The organism is Sphingomonas colocasiae, assembly GCF_019880585.1.
GTDB lineage: Bacteria > Pseudomonadota > Alphaproteobacteria > Sphingomonadales > Sphingomonadaceae > Sphingobium_A > Sphingobium_A colocasiae.
On record NZ_JAINVV010000008.1, the window covers coordinates 226,029 to 250,060 of the forward strand.

Consider the following 24,032-nt stretch of genomic DNA (forward strand, 5'->3'; position numbering starts at 1 on the left):
GATTGCTTCGCTTCGCTCGCAATGACGACGGTAGTGAAACCTGCTCTGCAAACTCCAGATCGCCCCCGGCAGCGTACCTACGCGGGAATGGCGAGAAGCTTTTCACGTCCGCATCGCCGTTTCGAACCATGTCGCCTGATCGGCGCCGGCGATTGCGGTCAGATGCTTCAGGAAGATCGGCGTGGTGTGGACGGGCTCATGCGCCATCGCGATCATCAGCCGGTCCATCGCCGGCCGCCCGATCCTCTTGTCGAGCTCCCACAGGATCAGCGGCCCCTTGCCGTAGAGCTGGATGCGATTGGGGCGACCATGGCCCATCACCGGGCCGGCATCCTTGCTGCCATCGACCTTGGAGGCGATGTTCCTGGCGATCTCCCCGGCGCCGAAGGTCGCCTCGACATAGCGCATCGACATATATTCGGCGGCGGATTCGACCAGCCAGAAATCCTCGCTGAGCGGGCTCGCCAGCATCCACCAGGCATGGCCGACCTCGTGCGCGACATAGCGCGCCGGATTGACCTCCGGCACGTCCTCGCCCGATCGCCCGCCTTCGGAAAGCACGGTATAGGCGGTACGGGCATAGCCGAGACCGCTTTTGCGCCAGACCTGCGCCATCCGCACCTTGCGCGGCAGGGGACCGAACATCGCCTCGAAATAACGCGCCGCGCCCTCGGCATGCTTGACGTAGAACCCCGAAAGCCGCGTCGAAAGATCGCGGCCGAAAAATTCGACGCCATGCGCCTCGGCGCGTTGCAGCCCCTGCATCGCGACCATCGGCAGATCGATATCGATGAAGTCGCGGCGGATGCGGACCCCGGTCTTCGTCCGCTTCACATCACCCTGGGCGACGACGACGAGATCGGGGGCCAGCCCCTCGATATCGGCATCGACGGTGAAGCGCGTCTGGATGTCCGCGCCGATCGGAATCCACATATGATCGATGAACAGCTCGAACCCTTCAGGCCGCAAGGCGGCGGCGTTGCTGTCATGTTTGGTGTTGATCTGCCCGGTATAAAGGAAGCGCAGCTTGACCGGCGCGGCGGTCGGCTTCGCGAAATGGAAGGTGTAGCGCGTCAGTTCCTCGACCGGCTTTTCCGCAGGCTCGGTCGTCACCGTCACGCCGCTCGGAAGCTGCATCGGCTGCAGCGCGAACCGCCGCGACAGCAGGAAGGATTTTTCGGGCATGGCCTCCGTCAGCGTGACGGTGACGTCCGCCTTCAGATTGCCCTGGGGATCGAAATCGGCGTTCACCCGATAATGGGGCGGGGCGGCATGGGCGCTCGCCACGGACAGAAGGCCCAGAACCAGGCCCGAGACGATACGCATCATTCCCCCCTATTTCTTGTAGATCGTGCCGCCCTTCATCACGAAGCCGACATGCTGGAGTGTGGTGACATCGGTCAGCGGATCGCCGCGCACCGCGACGATGTCCGCCGCCTTGCCCGGCGCGAGCGAGCCGATCGTCGAGAGCAGGCCGAGATGATCGGCGGCGTTGACGGTCGCGGCGCGGATCGCCTCGAGCGGCGTCAGCCCGGCGCGGACCAGCAGCGAGAATTCGCGCGCATTCTCGCCATGCTTGCTCACGCTGGCATCGGTGCCGAAGGCGATGCGCACGCCATGTTTGTGCGCAAAGGCGGCCGATTGCAGCATGCGCGGCCCCGCCTCCAGCGCCTTGGCGCGGACGGCGGGGGACAGGAAGCTTTGCGGATCATTGCCCCAGCGCGTCACCGTATCGCCGGCTAGCAAGGTCGGGATCAGCCAGGCATTGTTCGCCTTGAACAGCTTCACCGTCTCCGCATCGAGATTGGTGCCATGTTCGACCGAATCGCCGCCCGCGCCGAGAAAGGCGTTCATCGCCGCGGCATTGTGCGCATGCGCGGTGACGCGGCGGCCGAGCGCGTGCGCGGCATCGACAATCGCCTTGATCTCGTCGTCGGCGAATTGCTGGCCCAGTCCCGACGCCTGATCCGCCAGCACCGATCCGGTCGCGACGATCTTGATCATGTCCGCGCCGCGATGGATCGTCTCGCGCGTCACGCGTCGGCAATCGTCGCCACCCGAACACAGGCTGGGCCGGCGGACGAGATGGCCGACATCGGGCCGGTAGCCCGCCGGATCGCCCGCGCCGCCATGCGGGCTCAGTGCGTTGCCCGCCGCCACGATGCGCGGCCCGGGCACCTTGCCGGCGGCGATGCCGTCGCGCAGCGCGAAGATCGCGTCATTCTCCTCGCCCATGTCCGCGACGGTGGTGAAGCCGGCGTCGAGCGTGATCCGCGCATAGCGCGCGCCGTCGATCGCGAGGTCGGCGGCGGTCTGCACGGTGCGGCGCAACTTATCGTTGGGGCCGTTTTCGTGGCAGATATGGACATGGCTGTCGATCAGGCCGGGCAGTACGAAACTGTCGGCAAGATCGACGACATCGCCTTCGCCGACGAAACCGGCGCGGATCTCCGCCACCTTGCCGTCGCGCACCACGATGGTCTGGCGCTCGAGCACGCGCCCGCTCGCCGGATCGGCGAGCAATTTGCCGGCATGGATATAGGTTGCCGGCGCTTCCTGCGCAGCGGCGCCCCAGCCCAAAGCCGCGATCGCCAGTGCAGCGCCGCCCGCCAACAAATGCCATGTCCGTTTCATGCGTTTCGACCCTTCCCGCCGCCCGCGATCCAGGCGGCAATCTGCTCGTCCAGGATCGGCAGCGGCAGCGGCCCGGCCCCGAGCGCGACGTCATGGAAGGCGCGCAAGTCGAACGCCGGACCGAGCTTCGCCTTCGCCCGGCTCCTCAGCTCGAGGAACTTCTGCATGCCGACATAATAGGATGTCGCCTGGCCGGGAATGACGATGTAGCGGTCGATCTCGCGCTGGTTGTCGTAGTGGCTCGACGGCATGTTTTCGTCGAAATAGGCGGTGGCCCGTTCGCGCGTCCATTTGATGTGGTGGATGCCGGTGTCGACCACCAGCCGGCAGGCGCGCATCAGTTCGAGCGAGAGCCGCCCAAAATCCGAATAGGGATCGGCATAGAGCCCCATCTCCTTGGGCAGCCGTTCCGAATAGAGGCCCCAGCCCTCGCTGAACGCGGCGATGCTCGCGAAACGACGAAATTTGGGCAGCCCCGTCATCTCGTGCGCGATGCAGGTTTCGACATGATGGCCCGGGATCGCCTCGTGATAGAGCGTCGCGGCGAGCTGGTAGCGCGGCTGCGCCTTCATATCCGCCAGGTTGATATAGAAGATGCCCGGCGACGATCCGTCCTGCGGCGGATTGCGATATTGCGCCTTGGGCGCCGATTTCTCGCGCCAGGCCTCGGTCGGCCGGACGACGACCTCCGCCTTGGGCAACACGCCGAACAATTCGCTCTGGCGCTTGCGGATCTCGTCGAGCAAAGCGTTCGCCTCCGCGACATAGGCGGCGCGACCGGCATCGTTGTCGGGATGGTAGAATTGCGGATCGCTGCGCATGAAGGCGAAGAAATCCTGCAGATTTCCAGCGAAACCGACGCGTTTCATGATGGCGCGCATCTCGTCATGGATCCGCGCCACCTCACGAAGCCCGAGCTCGTGGACGTCGGCCGCCTTGAGCGGCAACGTCGTATAGGATTCGAGTTGGGCCTCGTAATAGGCCTGGCCGTCGGGCAGCTTCCAGATGCCGTCGATGGTATCTGCCTGGGCTTCGGCGGCGCGCAGATGCGCGATCAGTGCGCGATAGCCGGTGGCGAAGCCGCCCAAAAGCGCGGCGGTGACGCGCGCGAGCAGGTCGGCGCGTTCAGCATCGGTGAAATCGGCCTTGGTTACCTTGGCCCTGAAATCGGCGAGGATCGGGCTGTCGGCCACGCCCGCGTCGAAGGGCGCGCCTTTCAGCATGTTCTCGCACGGACCGATCACCTGCGCATAGACGAAGCGCGGCGGACGGATGCCCTTCGCCTCCTGACGAACAAGCCCCGCGATCGCCTGCGCCATCAGCGGCCCGACCCCGGCGACACGCGCGATATAGGCATCGGCATCGGCGCGCGTGGCGATCGGATGACTGTTGGTGAGCGTGCTCGGCACGCGCGTGTGCAGCCCGCCCATCTGCGTCATCGCATAATCATGATCGCGCCAGCGGAAGTCGGCGATGCCGCGCTCGGCGGAACGCTCGAACATGCGATAGCTGAGCCGCGCCTGGGGCGAGAGTTTGGCGACATCGAAGCTGCGGAGCACGGACAGATCCCGCTTGAGCAGTTCATGGCTTTCGAGCGCGCGCGCTTCGCCGATATCGTCCCACTTGTCCTGATCGCGGCGGATGCCGAGCGCCGACTGGCGCGTCGGGCTGCGATCGAGGCCGCGCTGGAACACGCTCTCGAAAAACGCGTCGAGCCGGGCATCCTCGTCGGTTTCGGCCGCGAAGAGCAGCGGCATGGCGAGTGTGCCCAGCAGGAGCGCGACCGACGCGCCGAACCGACGCCGGCTGATCATGCGGCTTGCCCCTTCCCGGCGATCCATCGATCCACATTTTCCTCCAGGATCGGCAGCGGCAGCGCGCCGCTGCCCAGCACCACATCGTTGAAGCGCCGGATGTCGAAACGCGCGCCCAGCCGCGCGCGCGCGCGATCGCGCAACGCGACGAGCCTGAGCTTGCCCATTTCATAGGCGCAGGCCTGTCCGGGCGTGACGATGTAGCGCTGGATCGCGGTGACATTGTCGTCATGGCCGGAGGGCGTATTCTCGTCGAGCCAGGCGACCGCCTTTTCGCGGCTCCAGCGCAGCGCATGGACGCCGGTGTCGGTGACCAGCCGGCCCGCGCGCATCAATTCCATCGAGAGCCGGCCGAATTCCTGCCAGGGATCGCTGTAGAGCCCCATTTCGAGCGGAAGCTGTTCGGCGAACAGCGCCCAGCCCTCGCTGAAAGCGGTATAGCCGCTGAAGGCGCGGAATTTGGGCAGACCGGTCAGCGCCTGGGTGACCGCCTTCTCCAGATGATGGCCGGGCACGCCCTCATGATAGGAGAGCGCCGACAATTCGAAGATCGGCAGGTTCCGCATCGTCCGCGTGTTGACGTAAAGGATGCCCGGGCGCGATCCGTCGGCGGAGGGCGCGAAATAGCCGGCGGTGCCCGCCGACGCCTCCAGCCAGGGCTCGACCGGCTTCACCAGCACATCGGCGCTCGGGACGTGGCTGGTCAGTTCGCCCAGCCGCGCCGTCACCTCCGCGATCTTGGCGCGCATCGCGTCAAGATAGGCGGCCTTCCCTTCGGGCGTTTCCGGATAATAGAAACGATCGTCGGTCTGGACGTGCGCGAAGATTTGCGGAAGCGTACCCGAGAACCCGGTGCGCTTCATCAACGCGCGCATCTCGCCATGCAGCCGCGCCGTCTCCTCCAGCCCGATCCCGTGCACCTCCGCCGGTGAGATCGGCAGCGTGGTTTCCCAGCGCAGCGCGGCGGCATAATAGGCGTCGCCATCGGGCAGCCGCCAAACGCCGTCATTATAGGCGACGGTACGCCGGCCATGCTCGAGATGCGCGATCAGATGGCGGAAGCCCGGCTCGAACCCCTGCTTCAGCCCCGCCTCGGCGGCGCTCGTCAATTTCGCCCTCGCGGCTTCGGCAATGGCGAGCCTGGCGATCTTCGCCTTGAAATCGGCGAGGATCGGGCTGTCCGCCCCGTCCGCCTGAAAGGGGCGACCGGTGATCAGCTTCACGCAATTGCCAATCACCAGCGGATAGGAAAAAGCGGGCGGGCGCACCCCGGCAACCGCCTGCGCCTCGAGTTCCGCCACCACCTGTTCAAGGAACGGCTTCACATTGTGCAGCCGCGCGACATAGGCCTCCGCATCGGCGAGGTCGGCGATCGGATGATTGTTGATCAGCGTTTGCGGGATCGAACGCTGCGGCCCGCGCATCTGGCAGACCGGATAACGATTGCCGCGCCAGCGATGGCGCTCGATCGTCTCGTTCGCGTCATACTCGAAAAGGCGATAGCTGAGCGCGCCCTCGGGCGTCAGCGCGTTGCGATCGAAGCGTTTGAGCGCAGCCAGGTCGCGCCGAAGCTGAGCCACGTTCGCCGCCGCGCGCGCGGTGCCGATATCGGGCCAGCGATCCTGCCCCGCCTTCACCCCCATGCCCGATTGCGCACCGGGATCGCGCGCGAGATTGCGCTGGAAGACGCTCTCGAAAAAAGCGTTGAGGCGATCGGTTTCGCTCGGGCCGGCGGTAGCCCAAGCGGGCGTTGCAGCGAGTGCGGCGCCGGCCATGAGGAAGTCGCGGCGGTTGAGGGTCATGCGCCCCCTCCGTTTACTTCGAGCGCAGGTTCGAGCTTGTCGAGAACCGCAGTCGAGAAGTTGCCGGACGCAGCGCTTCTCGACGGGCGCGTCTCGACTTCGCTCGACGCTGCTCGAAGCAAACGGGGGGAGGAGGGCGAAATCGTGAACCTGGCCACGCTCACCGGCCGATCGGGAAGTCGCCGATCGGCGAAACCGGTTCGGCATCGGCCATGGCGGTGGCCGGCGCGCCCTTCACATGGGTGTCGAGGAACGCCTTGATCGTGCGATAGGCGACGATCTGGTTGGCCTTCTTGCGGAAGCCATGCCCTTCGTCGGGAAAGACGACATAGTCGACGGGCACGCCGTTCGCCTTCACCTTGGCGACGATGTCCTCCGACTCCACGGGCAGAACGCGCGGATCGTTCTGGCCCTGCAGCACGAGCAACGGCTTCCGGATGTTCGCGGCATGGAAGACCGGCGAGATCTTCTTCAGATACTCCGCGTCCTTTTCGGGATCGCCGACCTCGGTGAAAAGCAGGCGGCGAAGATCCTCCCACCAGCTCGGCGTATTGGCGAGCAGCCTGGGCCAGTTCGACACGCCGTAGATGTCGACGCCCGCCGCGAACGCGTCGGGGCGGAAGGCGAGGCCCGCCAGCGTCATATAGCCGCCATAGCTCTGCCCCTGGATCGCGACCTTCGCCGGATCGACGAACGCGGTTTCGGCGAGCATCGCCTTGGCCGCGACGACATCGTCGAGATCGGCGTCGCCATGGCGGCGGTCGTCGAGATGATAGAAGGTGCGGCCCGATCCGCTGCTGCCGCGATTGTTGATCTCGAACACGACATAGCCGTGATTGACGAGATACTGGACGAGCGGGCGATAACCGATCGAACTCTCGTCGCCCGGCCCGCCATGGACATGGATGACGGCGGGCAGCTTGTCGCCCGCCTTCGCGCCTCTGGGCACGTAGAGGATGCCGGGCACCGAGACGCCGTCATAGGATTTGAAGCGCACGACCCTGCCGGGCACCAGATCCTCTGGCGCGACCTCGGGCGAGCGCGCGCTGAGCAGTGGGGTGCGCTTGCCCGTCGCGAGATCGAGCAGCAGCACGTCGCCCGGCGTCGCGCCGTTGGACGCGCGCAGCACCGCTTTCCTGGCATGGTTGGCGAGCAGCAGGCCGACGCTCGCCTCGGGCATCGGATTGGTGAACGCCAGCGGCTTGAAGCTTTTCGCGTCGAGCAGCCAGGGCCGCGACCGCGCATCCTGGTTGACCGAGACGACGAGCGTGCGCCCGTCGCGCGAGAAGCCCGCGCCCGACACGTCCCAATCGGGCTTGAACACGGTGACGCGCTTGCCCGTCGCCACATCCTGACGGACCAGGAAGGTGAATTCGCCGCCGTCATCGGTGGTATAGAAGAGTTCGGATCCGGTAGGTGCGAAGCTCTGCGGCTCGCACGCGACCGGCTTGCCCTCGGCGGTGAGCTGGATCAGCTTCGCCGCCGTGCGATCATAGACATAGCAATGTTTGGTGGCGTTATCGACGATGCGGCTGAGCCCGACATAACGGCGATCGGCGCTGACCGCGCGCACCTGATAAGCCTTGTCATTCTCGAACAGCCGCGTCTTGGCGTAGCCGTCGGCCTGGATCTCGTAGAGATCGAAGAAACGCGGATCGCGTTCGTTGGTCTGGACGAAGAAGGATTTTCCATCCTGCGCCCATTCGACGAAGCGCGCGACATGCTTCGTGCCCGGCGTCACGTCACGCGTGGTGCCATCGCGTTCGCGGACATAGATATGCGCGAGCTCGTTGCCACCCTGATCGCTGGAAAACAGGATGCGCTCGTCATTCGGGAAATAGCCGATCGCATTCACGGTTTCCTTGACGGAATTGGTGAGCTGCGTGGCCGGGCCGCCGGTGGCCGGCATCACATAGATGTTCGCGATGCCCGTGCGGTTGCTCGTGAAGATCAGCCTGGAATCATCGGGCGACCAGGAAACCCCACCGATCGAATCGCCGGCCATGAGCTGTTCGATCGTATAGTCCTTCGCCCCCGCGACGGCGGGGGCGATCAGGCAGGCCAATCCCGCCAGGGCCGAACACAGGCTTTTAGGCATATCGCTTCCTCACGCCCGAAATCTCGTCCGGGCGGCGTGGGAGCCGCCGCCCGGACAAGGATCAGAAGTTCGCAGAGGCGCGCACGGTGAAGGTGCGGCCGATCGGATCATAGACCCCGAAGGAGCGCGTCGCCGTCGCTTCATAGGGCACCTTCTGGTCGAACAGGTTCCGCACGCTGAACTGCAGACGGAAATTCTCGTTCACACGGAAGCCCAGCGTCGAATTGACGATGGTCGATGCCGGATATTGAAGGAACGGCAGGTCCTCCACGGTCGCGGTGTTGTCGACCTTGGTCTTCTGCGACCAGACGACCTGCACATCGAGATCGAAGGGATCGAAGGCATAACCGACGCGCGCGTTGAAGCGCCATTCGGGTGTGCCGAGCGTACCCTTCACGTCGATGATCGGAGACCCCGACGAGTTCTGCGTGGTGAACTTCGTCACATGGAACGCGCTGAGGCCCAACCGCAGCACGCCCTGCTCGCCCGTCGACGAGGCGATATTGGGCAATTCGATGCCGTAATCGATCTGCGCCAAAATGCCGGCAAACTTCTGCGACGCGGTGTTGAAATAGGATTCCGAATATCCGTTGGCGATATCGCCCGCGATGCGCGCGGGGCCGGGCTGGGCGGCCGCCTGCGCGGCGGTCAGCCGGCTGAACGCCTGGCAGGCATTCTCGTTGGGATAGTTCGGGCTGTCGTAACAGGCCGCCTGCGCCGTCAGCAGCGTGAAGCGCGTGATCGCATCGCGCAGATCGATATTGTTATAGTCGATCGCGAAGCGCAGGCGCGGGATCGCCGGCGGCTGATAGACCATGCCGATCGACCAGCTGTTCGCCTTCTCGTTCTCCAGCCCCAGATTGCCCGCGATATTGCCCGCTGGCGACGCACTGCTGGTCGTCGGGTTGAACAGATTGGGCGCCGGACCGCCGACGGCCGCCAGGGCGGCGGTGCAATTGGCGAGGCGGACCGCCGGATTGGGACCGGAATTGACGCGGCTCGCGGCGCAGACGTCGTTGGCGTTGCGCAGCACGCTTGCCCCCGGCAGCGCCAGCTCGACGATCGACGGCGCCCGGATCGCGCGGGTATAGACGCCGCGGAAGGTGAGGCCATCGATGAAGTTGGGCTGGATACGCGCGCCTGCCGACCAGGTGAGATCGCCCCCTGCCGTCGAGTGATCGACATAGCGCAGCGCGCCTTCGAACTGGGCGGCGCGGATCAGCGGCAGCCCCATATCCTCGTCGATCAGCGGAACGATGGTTTCGCCATAGACTTCGTCGGTGTTGAAGCTGAAGGGCGGCGTCTGCGTGAAGGCCGCCGCGCCGCCCAGCAGGGTGATCCCGCCCTTCAGGATCGCATCGGGCGTGAAGCTGCCGAATTCGCGACGATGTTCGTAGCCGATATTGAAAGCGATCGGATCAGCAATGCCGAAGGGCAGCTTGCCGCCGAGATTGGCGGTGATCGTCTGGAGGCTGTTGACGCTGATGCCGATGCCGCGATCGACGACATATTCGGCGGCGGCGTCTGAAAAGGCGTTCTCGCCGAAGATGTTGAGCGGAACGCAATTGCCGCCGACGCGGCAGACCGGCGCGGCCGCGGTTCCGACCACGTCGATCGCCTGCAGGAAGCGCGTCAGATTGACCTGGTTGAACTCGGACTCGTTCTTGCTGCGGCCGTAATTATAGGCGAGATCCCAATTCCAGCGCTCGCCCGCAACGGTGAAATCACCCTTGAAGCCCGCGACGATCCGATAGACGTCCAGCTTCGTGCGGCCGGGCGTGCGATCCGCGATGTCGTTCATGTTGCGATTGAGCTTGAAGCTGGTCACGCCATTGGCGACCAGAATGCTGCGCGCCTGCTGGCTCAGGAACGGATTGTCGATGCTCATCGTCAATGTCGGGCCGCCCAGGATATTGGGCGCCGCATATTGGAAGAGATCGCTGAGCTTGGTGCCACTGGTGTGCGCGTAGGACCCTTCGACGAAGAAAGTGATGTTGTCGGTCAGGTCGTAATGGCCCATCGCGTTGATCAGGTAACGCTCATTGGGCGAAAGCAGACTGAAATGCTTGGCCGGATCGAGCCCGTCGCCACCGTCGCGCATGATCGCATAGGGGCCCGAACTCGCACCGAAGAAACTGCCGCCGAGCTGGAACGGAATCAGGTTTCCGTCCGGTCCGAACTGGAGCGGATTGCCCGCCGCGTCGCGGATATAGCTGTTGGTCGACGGCGCGATATCGCTTGCCTTGTAGGGCAGGCCGCCTTCGGTGAGCGCGGCATAGCGCAGCGCATCGACCACCAGCTGGGCCGCGATGCCGTCGGTGCGATTGGTGTTGCCCGACGAGGTGAGGTAACGGAACTTGAACCGGTCGCCGAGAACCATGCCTTCCTGGCGGACATATTCCGCGCCGAGCACGATATTGCCGCGCCCGCCCGCGAAATTCTTGCCGAACAGGGCACGAACGGACTGGTTGGCGGCATCGCCGCGATCGCTGATGCTCGCCTGCGCGGTCAGCTCCAGCCCTTCATAATTGTCCTTGAGGATGACGTTGACGGTGCCCGCGATGGCATCCGAGCCGTAGACCGGCGCACCGCCGATCGCGATCGTCTCGATCCGCTCGATCAGGCCGACCGGGATAAGGTTGAGATCGACCTGCGAACCCGGCGCGACGCTGGTGCCGCTGCCCGAAACCGAATTGGACGACACGTAGCGGCGGCCATTGACCAGAGTCAGCGTGCGCTGCGCACCGAGGCCCAGATAGTTGGAATAGCTCTGCGCGACGCCGAGATTGGCCTGAGCGGCGCCGATCTGGCTGTTGGCGGCGGGCGCGAACCCCGGCGTATCCTGCAAAGCCTCGATCGCGTTGGTATAGGCGCGCCGCTCGATCTGCTGCGCATCGACGACCGTGGCCGACTGCAAAGTGTCGAAGCCGGCGCGCTCGATGCGCGATCCGGTGACGACGATGTCGCTGCCCGCGCTTTCCGACGAACCCTCGGCCGATCCGGCCCGGCGGATCACCGCGGTGCCGTCGCTCGACAGGCTCACCGTGAGCCCCGTATTCGCCAGCATCTGCCGCAGCGCCTCGATCGGCGTGTAGCTGCCGTCGACCGGATTGGTGGTGACGCCCGAAAGATCGGCGTTGGGCGCCATGACCTGAAGCCCAGACTGGACGGCGAGCCGCTGCACCGTGGAACTCGCGTCACCCGCGGGCAGATTGTAGCGCTGCTTGTCCTGTGCCGCTGCGGGCGCTGCCCAAAGCAATGCGGCCGCACCGCCGAGCAGCATCGCCCGCTTGCCGAACCGAACTGATTGCCCCCAATTCATCGCGTTTCTCCCCGCCCCGAAGTGCGAACCAATCGCCTCCATTGCAGAAGAGTGACGGTGCGATGAAATCCGCTAGTCGATCAGTGCGACGGCGAATTTTGCTGGCGAACCAGCCGCAACTCCTGCCCGTTCTGGATCACGTCGGCATTGAAGGCCCGGCCGGCGGCGACCGCGAAGCCCCTGGCATCGCCGATCTTGAACACGCCCATGAATTCGGCGCGCGCCAGGGTTGGATCCTCGATGACGACGCGCAGGTCCGAATGGCGATTGACGTCGGCGGCGGCCTTGCCCAGCGGCTGGCCCTGGAAAACGAGCAGCCCACGGCGCCACGCGGTCATGCGTTCGACATCGGCCGAATCGAGCATCGCCTTGCGCGGGCCGGTCTCGGCCGCGACGAACTGCTCGTTGCGCTTCAGATAGCGGGGCGCCGCAGCACCGGGCACGCCCGCGACCGCGACCACCCCCTGCTCGACCGTGACCTCGACGTCCTTGTTCTCAAGGCCGACCGCGAATTCGGTGCCCACCGCGCGCACCGCCAGCCCGTTGGCATCGACGATGAAGGGCCGCGCCTTGTTGTGCGCCACCTTGAAATAAGCGGCGCCGCGCCGCAGCACGATCCGGCGCACATCATTCTCGTAACGGACCTGGATCGCGGAATCGCCGTTGAGCACGACGGTCGATCCGTCGTCGAGCGCGATTTCCCGCACCTCGCCCCTGCCCGTGGACACGCGCCCCGCAAGCTGATCATAAGCGACGCCGCCGCCCATCAGCGCCAGCGCCACCGAGGCCGCCATCGCATAGCGCGGCCAGCGGCGCAGCTTCTCCTCGACGACGGGCGCCTCGATCCGCGACCCGCTGTCGAGCGAGGCGACGCGATCCAGATCGAGCCAGAGCGCCTGGGCACGCACATAGGCGCCAAGATGGCGGGGTTCCTCCAGCCAGGCTTCCAGCGCCCGGCTTTCAGCCGAATCTAGCGGGCGTTCTGCGGACCGGATCGCCCAGACCGCGGCCTGAGCGTCGATATCAGCCCCATTTCCAGAACCTGCGCTCACCAGACCTTCTATCCTTTGCGCCGGACGCCGGCGTCTTCTTCATTTCTTCCGAGACCAGGCGAAGCGCCTTGGCAAGATGTTTCTCGACCGTGCTCTCCGCAATCCCCATCCGTTCGGCGATCTGCCGCTGCGACAATTCCTCGAACTTCTTGAGCTGGAACGCCTGGCGGCATTTGGGTGGAAGCTCGGCAAGGATCGCATGGAGCCGCGCCACTTCCTCCTGCCCGCTCAACCGGCGATGCGCGCCAACCTCGTCATCTATGATGTTCAGCGTTTCCAAATCCGCCACGAGCTCGATCGCCACGATCCGCGAGCGGCGGATCTGCTCGCCAACGATATGACGGGCCGTCACGAACAGATAGGCGCGGGCATTGCCGATCGCGTCGATATCCGCGGACCAGATCCGGGCATAGGCTTCCTGAACGACCTCATCGAGGTCGCACGACGCCAGCCCCCGAATGCGCCCGGCAAGCCATTTGCGCATATCGGACTCATGCGGCAGCACTTCGCGCGCAAACCAGCGGAGTCGGGCCTGATGATCCATCGCGCGCAATGGCATCATCGATTGCCCTTGCCGTCAAGGGAAAACGACACGGATCTGAAAAATTAATGAAATAAATCATTGTGTTATGCTGAATTCACGGAAACAGAAACGGCCGGAGGCGCAGCCCCCGGCACAATTTCCGATCGGCGGGCGGTGCGCCTATTGGGTGATGCGTTTCACCACCTTGCCGCTCTCATCCAGAAACTCGATGCTCGGCGCCCCATCCGCGCCGACCTTGAGCAGCAATCGCGGCTTGCCGTTCTTGTCGGCCAGCCGAACGATCGCGTCTTCCTGCGTCTTGCCCGCAAACAGCCTTTCCTGGCCCATGCCCCCCTTGGATGCGGCAAAAGCCTGCATCTCGCCGCGGATCTTCTGCTTCTCCGCCTCGGTGGTCGCACGCGCGGCGGCGTCGCTCATCTCCATCAGCGGCTTGATCGACCAGTCCGGGCGGTCCCAGACGCGCAGCCCGGCGGTGCGCCGGCCATTGCCTTCGCTATATTGCAGGCCGACGGTCTGATCCTGCTTATACTGGTCGAACATCAGGCTGCCGCTCGCCGCGCGCTTGTCGCCCACGGTGCTGCTGCCATAGCTGAGGCCGCCGACCTCATCGCCCTCGTCGTTGAAGAACAGCATGCCGCCGCCCTTGCGGGCATGATGCTTATACTCCTTGCCCTCCATGAACAGGCCCGGAAAGCGTTCCGAATTGGCGAGGACGAGGCGATATTTGCCGTCGGGCTCGACGATGTTGATGCGCTTGACGCTGATCTCGTCGAAGCTCGTCCTGGCTGGCCCGCCATCGGCCATCACCCAGGCCACCGGAATCATCGCCCCGGCCAGGAAAACGGCGCCGATCAGCGCGAAACGCTTGCCCTTCGATCCCATCGCCATTCCCCTCAATAATTCCAGTCGGCGACCGAAGCGCCGGCCGGCGCGGTCTTACGGACATGATCGGCGACCTCGCGGACGACACCCGCCCAATCGGTCAGATGCCAGTTATGGCCCTTTTTCGGCCGGCCATATTCGAAGCGGATCGGATAATCCTTGCCCCCCACCTCGCCGACCATGTCCTGGAAGCGATAGACCGCGAGGTTGAGGTAGAAATCGTCCATCTCGCCGGCGAAGAAATTGAGCTTTCCGCGTAGCTTGGGGCCAAGCACCGGCCAGTTGTCGCGGACATGGGCCGACAGGTCATAGCCATGCTCGCGCATATATTTGACGACATCCTTGTTGATCGCGCCGGTCTTCTTGTCGAACAGCAGGACGGGATAGCCGTCCGCGCCCACCGGCCCGTGCGTCGCCTGCCAGATGTCGAGCTGGTAATAGGACCGGCCCTTCGAACCCATCACGGCTTCGAGCGCGGAGAGGTTGCGCATCGAGAAGAGCGGATGCCCCTCGCGGCTGCGGCGGAACGGCTTTTCCATCGCGTTCCACTCGTTCACGCGCAGCGTGAACATATTGTCTTCCTTGTAGACGTCGGTCAGCTGGTAGCGGCTGAAATCGATCGGATCGGGATTAAAGACCCAGGCGCCGCCGATCAGGTCGGGATAATGAAGCTGCATTGCCAGCGCTTCCCAACCGCCGGTGGAGGCCCCTTCGACGATCCGGCCATAGGGCTGATCGATCAGGCGGAAGGTCTTTTCCAGATAGGGCATCAGCTCCTTGGTGATCGCATCGCCCCACGGGCCGTTATTGGCCGAGTTGAGCGCATAGCTCTCGATGAAATACGGCCCCGGCGAAACCAGCGAGATGGCGACGACGCGCGGGAATTTATCGCCCGTCCATTCCTGCGCGAATTGATAGCCCGTCTTGACATTGGCATCGGCCGCCGCCGCCCGCGCGCGCTCGTTATCGCTCTGGGGATCGGTGTTGAAATTGAACGGACCGCCGAAATGACCGAACGTATAGATCGCCGGATAACGCGACTTCGGATTTTCCGCCCAGCCCTTGGGCAGCAGCACCTCGGCGCCGATGGTCATCGGCACGCCCCAGAAATCGGACAGGATCTTGCTCTTGATGCTGACGCGCTTGATCCAGGGCGTGTCGGGCTCCTCCGCCATGGGACCGATCTTTTCGGTCAGCGCCAGCGGCACGACCGTAGACGATGCCGGATCGAGCCGCAGCTTCGCCGCCTTGCTATAGGGATTGCCGGGCGCCATGAACGCGCTGACGCGCTGCTTGGGCAACGGCACCCAGATGGTATGGCCGTCCGAGCGCTTGGCCTGGGTGTAGAGGATCAGCAGCGCCTGGACGTTATAGTCGCCGGCCGGCAGCTTCGAGAGATCGAAGGGGAAACCGTCGGCCTTGGCGTCGACGATCGCGGTCTGGCCGGGCTTCAGCCCTTCGACATCGACGCCGAAAGCCGGGGGGCCGTTCATGCCGATGGCCAGCCGGGGCTCCGGCTTGTCGCCACGCGCGGCAACGACGATCAAACGACCGGTCACCGGCCCCTTGGCGGCATCCGCCGGCAAGGTCACCTCGAAGCGAAGCTGCGCATATGCGGGCAGCGCCACGGCGAGCGCGAGCAGCGCCCCAAGGCTCAACACGATCTTCTTCGCGATCCAGCGCAACGGCATGGACATCCCCCCTCGACCCAATCCCATACCGGGATGATGCATGGGCGCGGGCAATCCGCCATTGGTGTTTTTGGAGGGAGAAGACTGAGCCACCCTTGTCATCCCCGCGCATGCGGGGATCCAGCTATTCCGTGAAGCATCCGGAGAAAGAAGAAGAAGCTGGATCCCCGCGTTCGCGGGGATGACATCGGAAGAATATTGGAAAATCTAAGCAACTTCCCGGCCTGCCCTAGCGCGACATCGTAGCTTATCGTGCGATGGCGAGCAGCTCGATCGTGAACACCAGTGTCGCGCCGGCGGGAATCTCGCCGCGCCCGGCAAAGCCGTAGCCCAGATGCGCGGGCAGCGCGATTTCCCATGCCTCCCCGACCCGCATCATCGGCAACGCCTCTCGCCAGCCGCGCACAACGCCGGCGACCGGAAAAGTCGCGGGTTCGCCGCGCGCATAGCTGCTGTCGAACACGCGGCCGTCGATGAAACGCCCCTCGTAATTCACGGTCACGCGATCGGTGGGGAGCGGGCGCGGCGCATCGGCGGGTGCCGCGCGCGTCACACGATAATACAGGCCGTTCGACGTCGTCCGCCAGCCCGGCCCGGACGCCGGGCCGGTCAGATAGGTCTGCTGCGCATGGAGATAGGCGCTGTCCGCCGGTGCGCCGGGCGGCGCCGGCTTGCGGCCGAGTTCGCGATCCAGATAGCTCAGGATCAAGGCGGTGCGATATGCCTGCTCGTTGCGATTGGCCGTGCCCGAATGGCCGCCATCGACATTCTCGTAATAGAAAAAGCCATGGCCCTGTTCCTCCAGCCGCGCCGCGAACTTGCGCGCATGGCCGGGATGGACGCGATCGTCCTTGGTCGAGGTCAGGATCAGCGGCCGGGGATAGGCGAGGTCGGGCCGGATATTGTGATAGGGCGAATAGCGCCGCAACCAACCCCAATCCTCGGCGCGATCGGGATCGCCATATTCGGCCATCCACGAGGCGCCGGCCAGCAGCTTGCTGTAGCGCTTCATGTCGGTGAGCGGCGCGCTCATCACCACGGCGTCGTAAAGGCCGGGGCGCTGGAGGAAGACGGCGCCGGCGAGCAGCCCGCCATTGGATCCGCCATAGATGCCGAGGCGCGACGCGGTCCGGTCGTTCCGCAGCGCCTCCGCGACGGCGTGGACATCGTCATAGGATTTCTGCCGGCCCGGGCCGATCGCGGCGGCATGCCAGGCGGGGCCGAATTCGCCGCCGCCCCGGACATTGACGATGACATAGGCATTGCCCGCCTCAACCCAAAGCTGTGCCATCGCCGGCAGATAGATGGGCAGGCTCGGCTGGCGGAAGCCGCCATAGGCGTTGATCAATGTCGGCAGCGGCCCCGTTGCGTCCTTCGGCCGAACGAGGAAATAGGGAATACGCGTGCCGTCTCGCGAAACCGCCCAATGCTGCGACACCGCGTAGCGCGCCGCATCGAAGCGCGGCGGCACCGATGCGATGCGGACGGGCGCACCGCCATCGGCCAGCGCATAGAGTGTCTCCGGCCGGGTCAGGCCCTGGACGACATAGAAGAGCGTATTACCATCGCGATCGGCATCGGCCAGCGCCAGCGCGCTGTCGGGCGCCACCGGGATCGCCTTGGGCGGCCGGCCAGCGCGCAGCGCGACCAGCCGCGCCGCGACATTGTGGAGCAAACCGACATAAAGCGTCGACCGTGTCGCCGCGACCGAGACGATCGATTCCCCGGCGGCCGGCACATAGACCGGTTCCAGCGACGGCGCGGTTGCGGACAGTTTCCAGGCGACCAGCGCGCCAGCGGGCAGGTCGCGCCCGGAAACGCGCAACGGCGATTGCAGCCGGGCGATCACCCGATCGCCGATCATCGCCTGATAGGTCGCGTCCTCGGGCAGCGGTGCACGCACGGTGCGCCCGTCGGGCTTCAGATGGAGCAGCTCCGCATCCCAGGTCGTGCGGTTGCGCAGGATCAGGACATGGGTGGTCGCACCGTCGCGTTCGACGATCGGCCGCAGCCACACGTCCGTCGCGGGCGCTTCGTAGAGCAAGGCGGCATCGGCCAGCACCGTGCCGCGCGTCCAGCGGCGAAGCTGGCGGCCGTAACCCGAACTGTTGAGCGTGCCCGCGCCGAAATCGGAGACCAGCAGCAGATGATCGCCATCCTGCCAGACCAGATCGGTCTTGGCTTCGGGCGTGACGAAGCCGCCATCGACGAACCGTGCCTCCACCCGATCGAATTCGCGCCAGGTGACGGCGTCCTTGCCGCCATCGGAGAGTGCGATCATGCAACGGCGATGCTCGGGGGCGAGGCAGGCGGCGCCGCGCCAGACCCAGTTGCGCTTCTCTCGCGCCGCCAGCGCGTCGAGATCGATCAGCGTCCGCCATCGCGGTGCGCCGGCGATGAAGCCGCGCCGCTCGGCCGCACGCCACAGGCCGCGCACATTGTTCGCATCCTGCCAGAAGTTGACGATATCGGCACCGGCGGCGCGCGGCATCGCCAGCCGGTTGCGATCGTTGAGGATCGTCGTCGCTTCCCGCTTGTAACGATCGAAATTCTTGCCGGCTTCAAGCACCGCGCGCGACCGGGCATTCTGCGCCGCCACCCAGTCGAGCGCGCGCTGGCCCTGGGTTTCCTCCATCCAGAGATAGGGATCCTCGCGTTCGGCCGGCGCCGCCGTCGAAAGCAGCAGCGCCGCCGCAGCCGCGAACGCGCGCATCACTCTCACGGCTTGGCCCGACTGAGCGTCGTACGCTGAACCGAACTGGGATGCAGCGTGACGACGCCCTTGCCCGCCGGCTGATCGGTCGCCGAGATGATCTCCTGCTCCAGCATGTCGCCGCGCTTGCGCGTGATCACGGTGAGCAGATGCGTGTCGAACTTGAAGATCGAATAGAGCGTGTCGCCGAGCAAACGGGTCGGCAGCTTGATGCCGTCGCCTTCGTCGACGGTATATTCGCCCTCGCCCGCAAGCCGGCAGAGCCGATAGTCCTTCAGGTGACGAAGCTCCGCACCATGGAGATACCGCGTCCGCCAAGTCGCGCACTCGCCTTCGCGTTCGGGCAACTTACCCGCTTCGAAGGTCACGTCGATCCGCTCGGCACCAGCCCGACCGGGCAGATTCTGGAGCACGCCATGCCAGGTGCCCGTCCAGCTCGGGTCGAGCGCCAAGGCTGCGGCAGGCGCCATGAAAAGCGCCGCCGCCACGATCAAGGACAATCGCATCGGTCTTCCTTCAGAATTTCAGCGAGATGCCGGAATAGAAGAAACGGCCGACATTATCGAAATTCGCGCCGCCGAAACCCGCGCCATAGATGCCGAGCGGCGGCTTGCTGTCGAACAGATTGTCGATACCGATATAGAATTCGCTGCGATCGTTGATCATCGCGCCCATGCGCAGATCATGGACGAAGCGACTGCCGGTCTTGCGATATTCGGGCGGCAGCGAATCCGGGTTGAGCGCGGGCTGGCCGCCGACGCTTTTGAAATTGGCGACGGGACCACGATACTGGCTGGAGAAATAGCGCAGATCATGGTCGAGGCTGAACGCGCCATAGGTCAGCGTCGTCCCCAGATTCGCCGCGATCCGCGGACGTGAGACCGTTTCCACCTGCTGGGTCGGGAAATCAGGCTGGGTGGGCGACAGATAATCGTCGCGATCGATCACATAGCTGCCGACCGCGCGAAGATCGACGCGCACCGGCCCGACGGGGAAGCCATAGCGCGCCTCCACATCCACGCCCGAGGCGGTCAGCTTGGTCAGGTTGACCGCGCGCTGCGCAATGTCCGTAATCTCGTGCGTCGTCGGATCGCGCGTGATCAGCGGGCAGAACACATTGTCGATCGTCGGTGAATCGACGCACTGGTTGATGATCGTATTGACCGGGATCGAGGTGATCGCGTCGGTCAGCTCGATATTGTAATAATCGACGGTGAGCGAGAAGCCCGGCAGGAAGCGCGGGGTCAGCACCATGCCGAGCGTCCAGGTCGTGCCCTTTTCGACATCGAGATTGGGATTGCCGCCGGTGGAGCCCGGAACCGTCGAGCCGATCGTGCCGGCGACGAATCCGGCGGGAATGCCGAGCGCGAGGCAGTTGTTCGCGCGCGTGCCCGTGCCCTGGTTGACGTTGCCGACCGAGCAGGGATCGAACACGCTGAAGCGCGTGCCCACCGTCGGCTGGAACAGTTCGGCGAGATTGGGCGCGCGCGCCGCGCGCTGATAGGAACCGCGGAAACGCAGGCCTTCGATCGGTTCATAGACCGCGCCGCCGCCCCAGGAGACTTCGGTGTTGACGCCGTCCAGGCTGTATTTGGCGACGCGCACCGCGCCGCTCAGCTCGAGCAGGCGCGCGCCGGGCATGTCGGCGAGCAGCGGCAGCTTCATTTCGCCATAGCCCTCGATCACGTCGAGCGAACCCTTGATCGGCTGGAAGCCGGTGAAGCTGGTCTGGCCCGCCAGGTCGCGCGGATCGGGCGAATAGCGCGTGCTTTCGTCGCGATACTCGAAACCCGCCACCAGCTTGACCGGGCCGCCGGGCAAGCGGAAGAAACCATCGGTGTCGCCGGTGACGAAGCCGCCGACGACATGCTGCTGGAGCAGGCCGGTCGCGCGCGTGTCGACGGTCAGATATTTGCGCGCCGCCGCGTCGATCGAACCGTTGCCGAACACATTGGCGGCGACGCAGGTGTCGATCGCGGCATTGCCTGTCGGCACGCCGCCCGCCTGGAGCCGGGCGCGGCAGACGATCGCATCGCGCGTGCCGAGCACGCCGGCGGTATCGCGCACCGCATCGGCCGCCAGCGCCATGCGCGCGGGATAGATGCTGTTGAAGAAGTCGGACGTCACCTCCGTCCGGCCGTAATTATAGGAGAGTTCGAAGCTCCAGCGATCGGAAAGATCGCCCTTCAGCCCAGCGACGCCGCGCAATGTCGTCCGCTTGGTGCGCTCTCCCTGCACGCCGAGATCGTCGTTGATCCGGCTCATCGCGAAGGTGCCGCCGCCGGGGATCAAGGTCGCCAGCATCGCCTGCGCCTGCTGCGTCAGGAAGGGATTGGAGGTGGAAAGCGTCAGGCTGCTCGACGTGCCCTGCCCCCAGGTGCTGGCATTCTGCCAGACGCCCTTTCCCTCGATGAAGAAGCGCAGCGAATCCGACAGGTCGTAGTGGCCGACCAGATTGACCGAGAAACGCTCGTTATCGGGCATCAGCGTGCTGGTGCCGATCGAATTGAGGCCGTCGCCGCCATCGCTGACCGGCGCCAGCGGCAGGAAATGGCCATTGCCGAAATTGGCGAGGTTCAGGCTGCCGTCGGGCGCGAAGCGATAGATGCCCGGCGGATTGGTCGCGGTGCTGCGCACGATGGTGCCACCATTGGAGGTAGCGAGAAGGCGCAGCTTGGTGATCAGGATCTGGTCGGGAATGCCGTCGGGCGGCGAGCCGGCCGGGCGCGTACGATCGGTATCGAGCACGTTGGGCACGAAGCTCGCCTGGTTCGCCGAAAACTCCCGCGCATCGTAGCGGAGCTGGTTGCGGCGCGCATAGGCGACGCTGGCCGCGATGTTCCCGCGTCCGCCGCCGAAATTGGTGCCGGCGGTGATCGACCCCATATAGGCGCCGGCATCACCGCGCGCGCTGATGCCGCCCTGCGCGCGCGCCGCCAGCCCTTCGAAATCGTCCTTGAGCACGAAGTTGACGACGCCCGCGATCGCGTCCGCGCCATAGACCGCCGACGCGCCGCCCGTCAGGATTTCGACATGGTCGAGCAGTTCGACCGGAATGGCGTTGACGTCGGGCTGCGACACGACCTGCGAGCCCGAAACATGACGGCGGCCATTCTGGAGAACGAGCGTGCGCGAGGTGCCGAGACCGCGAAGATCGAGCTGGTTGAGGCCGACCTGGCTGGGCGGCTGGTTGCCCGTCGACGACGCCTGCGACAGGGTCGAGCGAAATTGCGGAAGTTCGTTGAGTTCGTCGCCCAGCGCGGTCCGGCCGGTCTTGCCGAGGATCTCGGTCGCCGGGACGACCGAGACCGGCGCGGGCGCGTCATTGGCGGCGGTGCGGATGCGCGATCCGGTGACGAGGATTGGATCGGCCTCCGCGTCGTCGGTCGCCGGCGCCTCGACCGCCGCGGCCTGGGCGGCGGCGACGACGCTATAGGTTTGCGCGCCCGTCATGCGCGCGACAAGCCCTGTGCCGCGCAGCAACTGATCGAGCGCCTGGGGAACGGTCATCGCGCCGCGCACCGCGTTGGTGCGGCGCCCCCGCGCATCACCGGCGGAGATCAACACCTGGACATCGGCCTGACGCGCGAAAGCGGCAACACCGGTTGCGGCAGGCTGAGCGGCAAGATCGAAACGCTTGGCCTGGGCGACCGCCGGCGTCGCGACCACGATCGATGCGACGACAGCAGCGGCGGACAGGCCGTGAAGCTGGATGGACCGGAACGACATGAAAACCCCCCTTCGATTCAGCGGCGTTGTCACGCCTCGACCGTTAAAGACGCGGGGTGCGCGTTTTTCCTTTTCACCAAAGCGTCTTTTTTCTTTCGCGCGCCCGTCACGCGCTCATTTCTCCGCGGAAATCGTGATCTGTCCTTCAGCGTCGCGCGCGATCCGCGCGCCCAGGCTCATGCGGACGGCAGCGGCGAAACCCTCCGGATCGTCGGTGCGAAAAATGCCGAACAACCTTTCCCCGGCGATCGAACGGTCGACGACGATGCGTTCGCGATCATTGTAGCGATTGAATTCGGCGGCAGCCCAATCGAGCGTCTCGCCGCTCAGATCGATCTTGCCGTTGCGCCAGGCCAGCGCGCGATCGATCTCGGACGGCGCGGACGGCCGGCTGCTGATCGCGGCATTGTCCGCGACGAAGGCGCGCGCGCCCGCGCCCACGCGCACGCGATGCCCCTCGGCACCCACCACCCAGGTTTCGACCACGCCCTCCGTCACCAGCACATCGGCGCCGCCCTCGCGCCGCCGAACCGAAAAGGCGGTGCCGACGGCACGCACACGGACGTCACCCGCCTCGACGACAAAGGGCCGCTGCTTGTCCTTGGCGACCTGAAACCAGGCCTCGCCCTGCGCCAGACGGACGACACGGCGATCGCCCCGCGCGTCGAAATCGACCGCGCTCGCCGTATTGATCACCGCCGCCGACCCATCGGCCAGCGGCACGCGCCGGATCTCGCCGACGGCCGTGTCGTAACGCGCATCGGGCTGCATCAGCAGGAAAGCGGCGGCGATCGACGCCGCCAGTGCGCCGGCTCCGCCGAACATCGCGCGCCGGGCAGTGAACCATCGCCGGCGCTCGACCTCGGCGGGCTCCGGCTCGCTCACCTGCAACTGACTGCCGCGATCGAGCAGCAGCCAGGTCGCCTCCGCCTGGAGCAGCGCGCCTCGCCGGCGGACGTCGCCGGCAAGCCAGCCGTTCAGCTCCGCCTGCAACGCAGGCGTGCGCCCCTCCGCATCGATGCGCCAGACCCAGCGCACCGCCTGCTCCTCTATCTCAGCTGCGCTTTGCCGGTCGCTCATCATTCGCTTTCTTTCCGGTGAATGCGGGTTCGCCCGTGGCGCGCATCGCCTGCATGATCAGGCGCATGCCCTTGACCCCGTCATTCTCCACAATGCTTTCGGTCACCTTCAGCCGCTCCGCGATCTCGCGCTGCGACAGGCCTTCGATCTTGCGCATCTCGAAGATGCGGCGGCAGCGATCGGGAAGCCCCGCGATCAGCCGCTGCACCATCTCCAGCTCGCGCCTGGCGCCCGTCACGCGCTCGGGCGACGGATCCTCCGATCCGGCGACGAGCGTGTCGATCTCCGCGACGCTTTCGATCCGCACGATGCGCGCGCGCCGGATCTGCGTGGTCAACAGGTTGCGCACGATCTGGAAGAAATAGCCGTCGGGCCGCGCGATCTGCTCGAACGCGTCGAGCGAGGCGAGATTGGCGTAGGCTTCCTGGATCAGATCGTCGGCATCCTCGGCCGACACCATCGACCGCTTGAGCCAGGCGCGCACGGCCGGCTCATGCGGCATCACCTGGGTCGACACCCAGGCGACGAGGCGTTGATCCCGACCCCCCATGATTGCGCTTCATTCCTTTCGCTCAAACAGTCGACACGCATAGCCCAGACGAACGGCGAAGCGAGTTCCTTCGACAAAACCAATATATTTTTCCAGCCCTTGATCCCGACTTTCCAGCGCT

At 65.4% G+C, this 24,032-nt stretch carries 15 protein-coding genes; all 15 read right to left on the reverse strand.

What is annotated here, in order from left to right; genetic code table 11:
- Positions 1–102 precede the first annotated feature (102 nt).
- The 15 genes from K7G82_RS16835 to K7G82_RS16905 all read right to left on the reverse strand — a co-directional run bounded on the left by K7G82_RS16835 (position 103) and on the right by K7G82_RS16905 (position 23,911).
- Entirely contained in the window at positions 103–1,326 is a 1,224-nt protein-coding gene (locus K7G82_RS16835) for a gluzincin family metallopeptidase (RefSeq protein ID WP_222991077.1), read from the reverse strand.
- A gap of 9 nt (positions 1,327–1,335) precedes the next feature.
- Positions 1,336–2,634 (reverse strand): metal-dependent hydrolase family protein, encoded by a 1,299-nt coding sequence (locus tag K7G82_RS16840; protein ID WP_222991078.1) that lies wholly within the window; start codon positions 2,632–2,634, stop codon positions 1,336–1,338.
- Positions 2,631–4,448, reverse strand: coding sequence for a DUF885 domain-containing protein (locus K7G82_RS16845; RefSeq protein WP_222991079.1), 1,818 nt, complete (start codon positions 4,446–4,448; stop codon positions 2,631–2,633). The genes K7G82_RS16840 and K7G82_RS16845 overlap by 4 nt, the downstream gene beginning before the upstream one ends.
- Positions 4,445–6,250, reverse strand: a complete 1,806-nt coding sequence (locus tag K7G82_RS16850) for a DUF885 domain-containing protein (RefSeq protein ID WP_222991080.1) — start codon at positions 6,248–6,250, stop codon at positions 4,445–4,447. The genes K7G82_RS16845 and K7G82_RS16850 overlap by 4 nt, the downstream gene beginning before the upstream one ends.
- Positions 6,251–6,410: 160 nt before the next feature.
- Positions 6,411–8,348 carry a S9 family peptidase gene (locus K7G82_RS16855; protein ID WP_222991081.1) on the reverse strand — a complete coding sequence of 646 codons (1,938 nt, stop codon included), beginning with the start codon at positions 8,346–8,348 and terminating at the stop codon, positions 6,411–6,413.
- 61 nt (positions 8,349–8,409) lie between these two features.
- Positions 8,410–11,670, reverse strand: coding sequence for a TonB-dependent receptor (locus K7G82_RS16860; RefSeq protein ID WP_222991082.1), 3,261 nt, complete (start codon positions 11,668–11,670; stop codon positions 8,410–8,412).
- 80 nt (positions 11,671–11,750) lie between these two features.
- Entirely contained in the window at positions 11,751–12,722 is a 972-nt protein-coding gene (locus K7G82_RS16865) for a FecR family protein (RefSeq protein WP_222991083.1), read from the reverse strand.
- On the reverse strand, positions 12,694–13,284 hold the full coding sequence (locus K7G82_RS30320; protein WP_222991084.1) for an RNA polymerase sigma factor: 591 nt from the start codon (positions 13,282–13,284) through the stop codon (positions 12,694–12,696). The genes K7G82_RS16865 and K7G82_RS30320 overlap by 29 nt, the downstream gene beginning before the upstream one ends.
- Before the next feature lie 141 nt (positions 13,285–13,425).
- Positions 13,426–14,154, reverse strand: coding sequence for a hypothetical protein (locus tag K7G82_RS16875; protein ID WP_222991085.1), 729 nt, complete (start codon positions 14,152–14,154; stop codon positions 13,426–13,428).
- Between the two features lie 5 nt (positions 14,155–14,159).
- Positions 14,160–15,839 (reverse strand): alpha/beta hydrolase-fold protein, encoded by a 1,680-nt coding sequence (locus tag K7G82_RS16880; RefSeq protein WP_222991086.1) that lies wholly within the window; start codon positions 15,837–15,839, stop codon positions 14,160–14,162.
- A gap of 247 nt (positions 15,840–16,086) precedes the next feature.
- Positions 16,087–18,552: a prolyl oligopeptidase family serine peptidase gene (locus tag K7G82_RS16885; RefSeq protein ID WP_222991087.1), complete on the reverse strand. Its 2,466-nt coding sequence runs from the start codon at positions 18,550–18,552 to the stop codon at positions 16,087–16,089.
- A 5-nt stretch (positions 18,553–18,557) separates the two neighbouring features.
- On the reverse strand, positions 18,558–19,058 hold the full coding sequence (locus tag K7G82_RS16890; protein WP_222991088.1) for a hypothetical protein: 501 nt from the start codon (positions 19,056–19,058) through the stop codon (positions 18,558–18,560).
- Positions 19,059–19,068: 10 nt separating this feature from the next.
- On the reverse strand, positions 19,069–22,281 hold the full coding sequence (locus K7G82_RS16895; RefSeq protein ID WP_222991089.1) for a TonB-dependent receptor: 3,213 nt from the start codon (positions 22,279–22,281) through the stop codon (positions 19,069–19,071).
- A gap of 114 nt (positions 22,282–22,395) precedes the next feature.
- Positions 22,396–23,361 (reverse strand): FecR family protein, encoded by a 966-nt coding sequence (locus tag K7G82_RS16900; RefSeq protein ID WP_246623632.1) that lies wholly within the window; start codon positions 23,359–23,361, stop codon positions 22,396–22,398.
- Positions 23,336–23,911 (reverse strand): RNA polymerase sigma factor, encoded by a 576-nt coding sequence (locus K7G82_RS16905; RefSeq protein WP_222991091.1) that lies wholly within the window; start codon positions 23,909–23,911, stop codon positions 23,336–23,338. Before K7G82_RS16905 ends, K7G82_RS16900 begins: the two co-directional genes overlap by 26 nt.
- Positions 23,912–24,032: the final 121 nt, after the last annotated feature.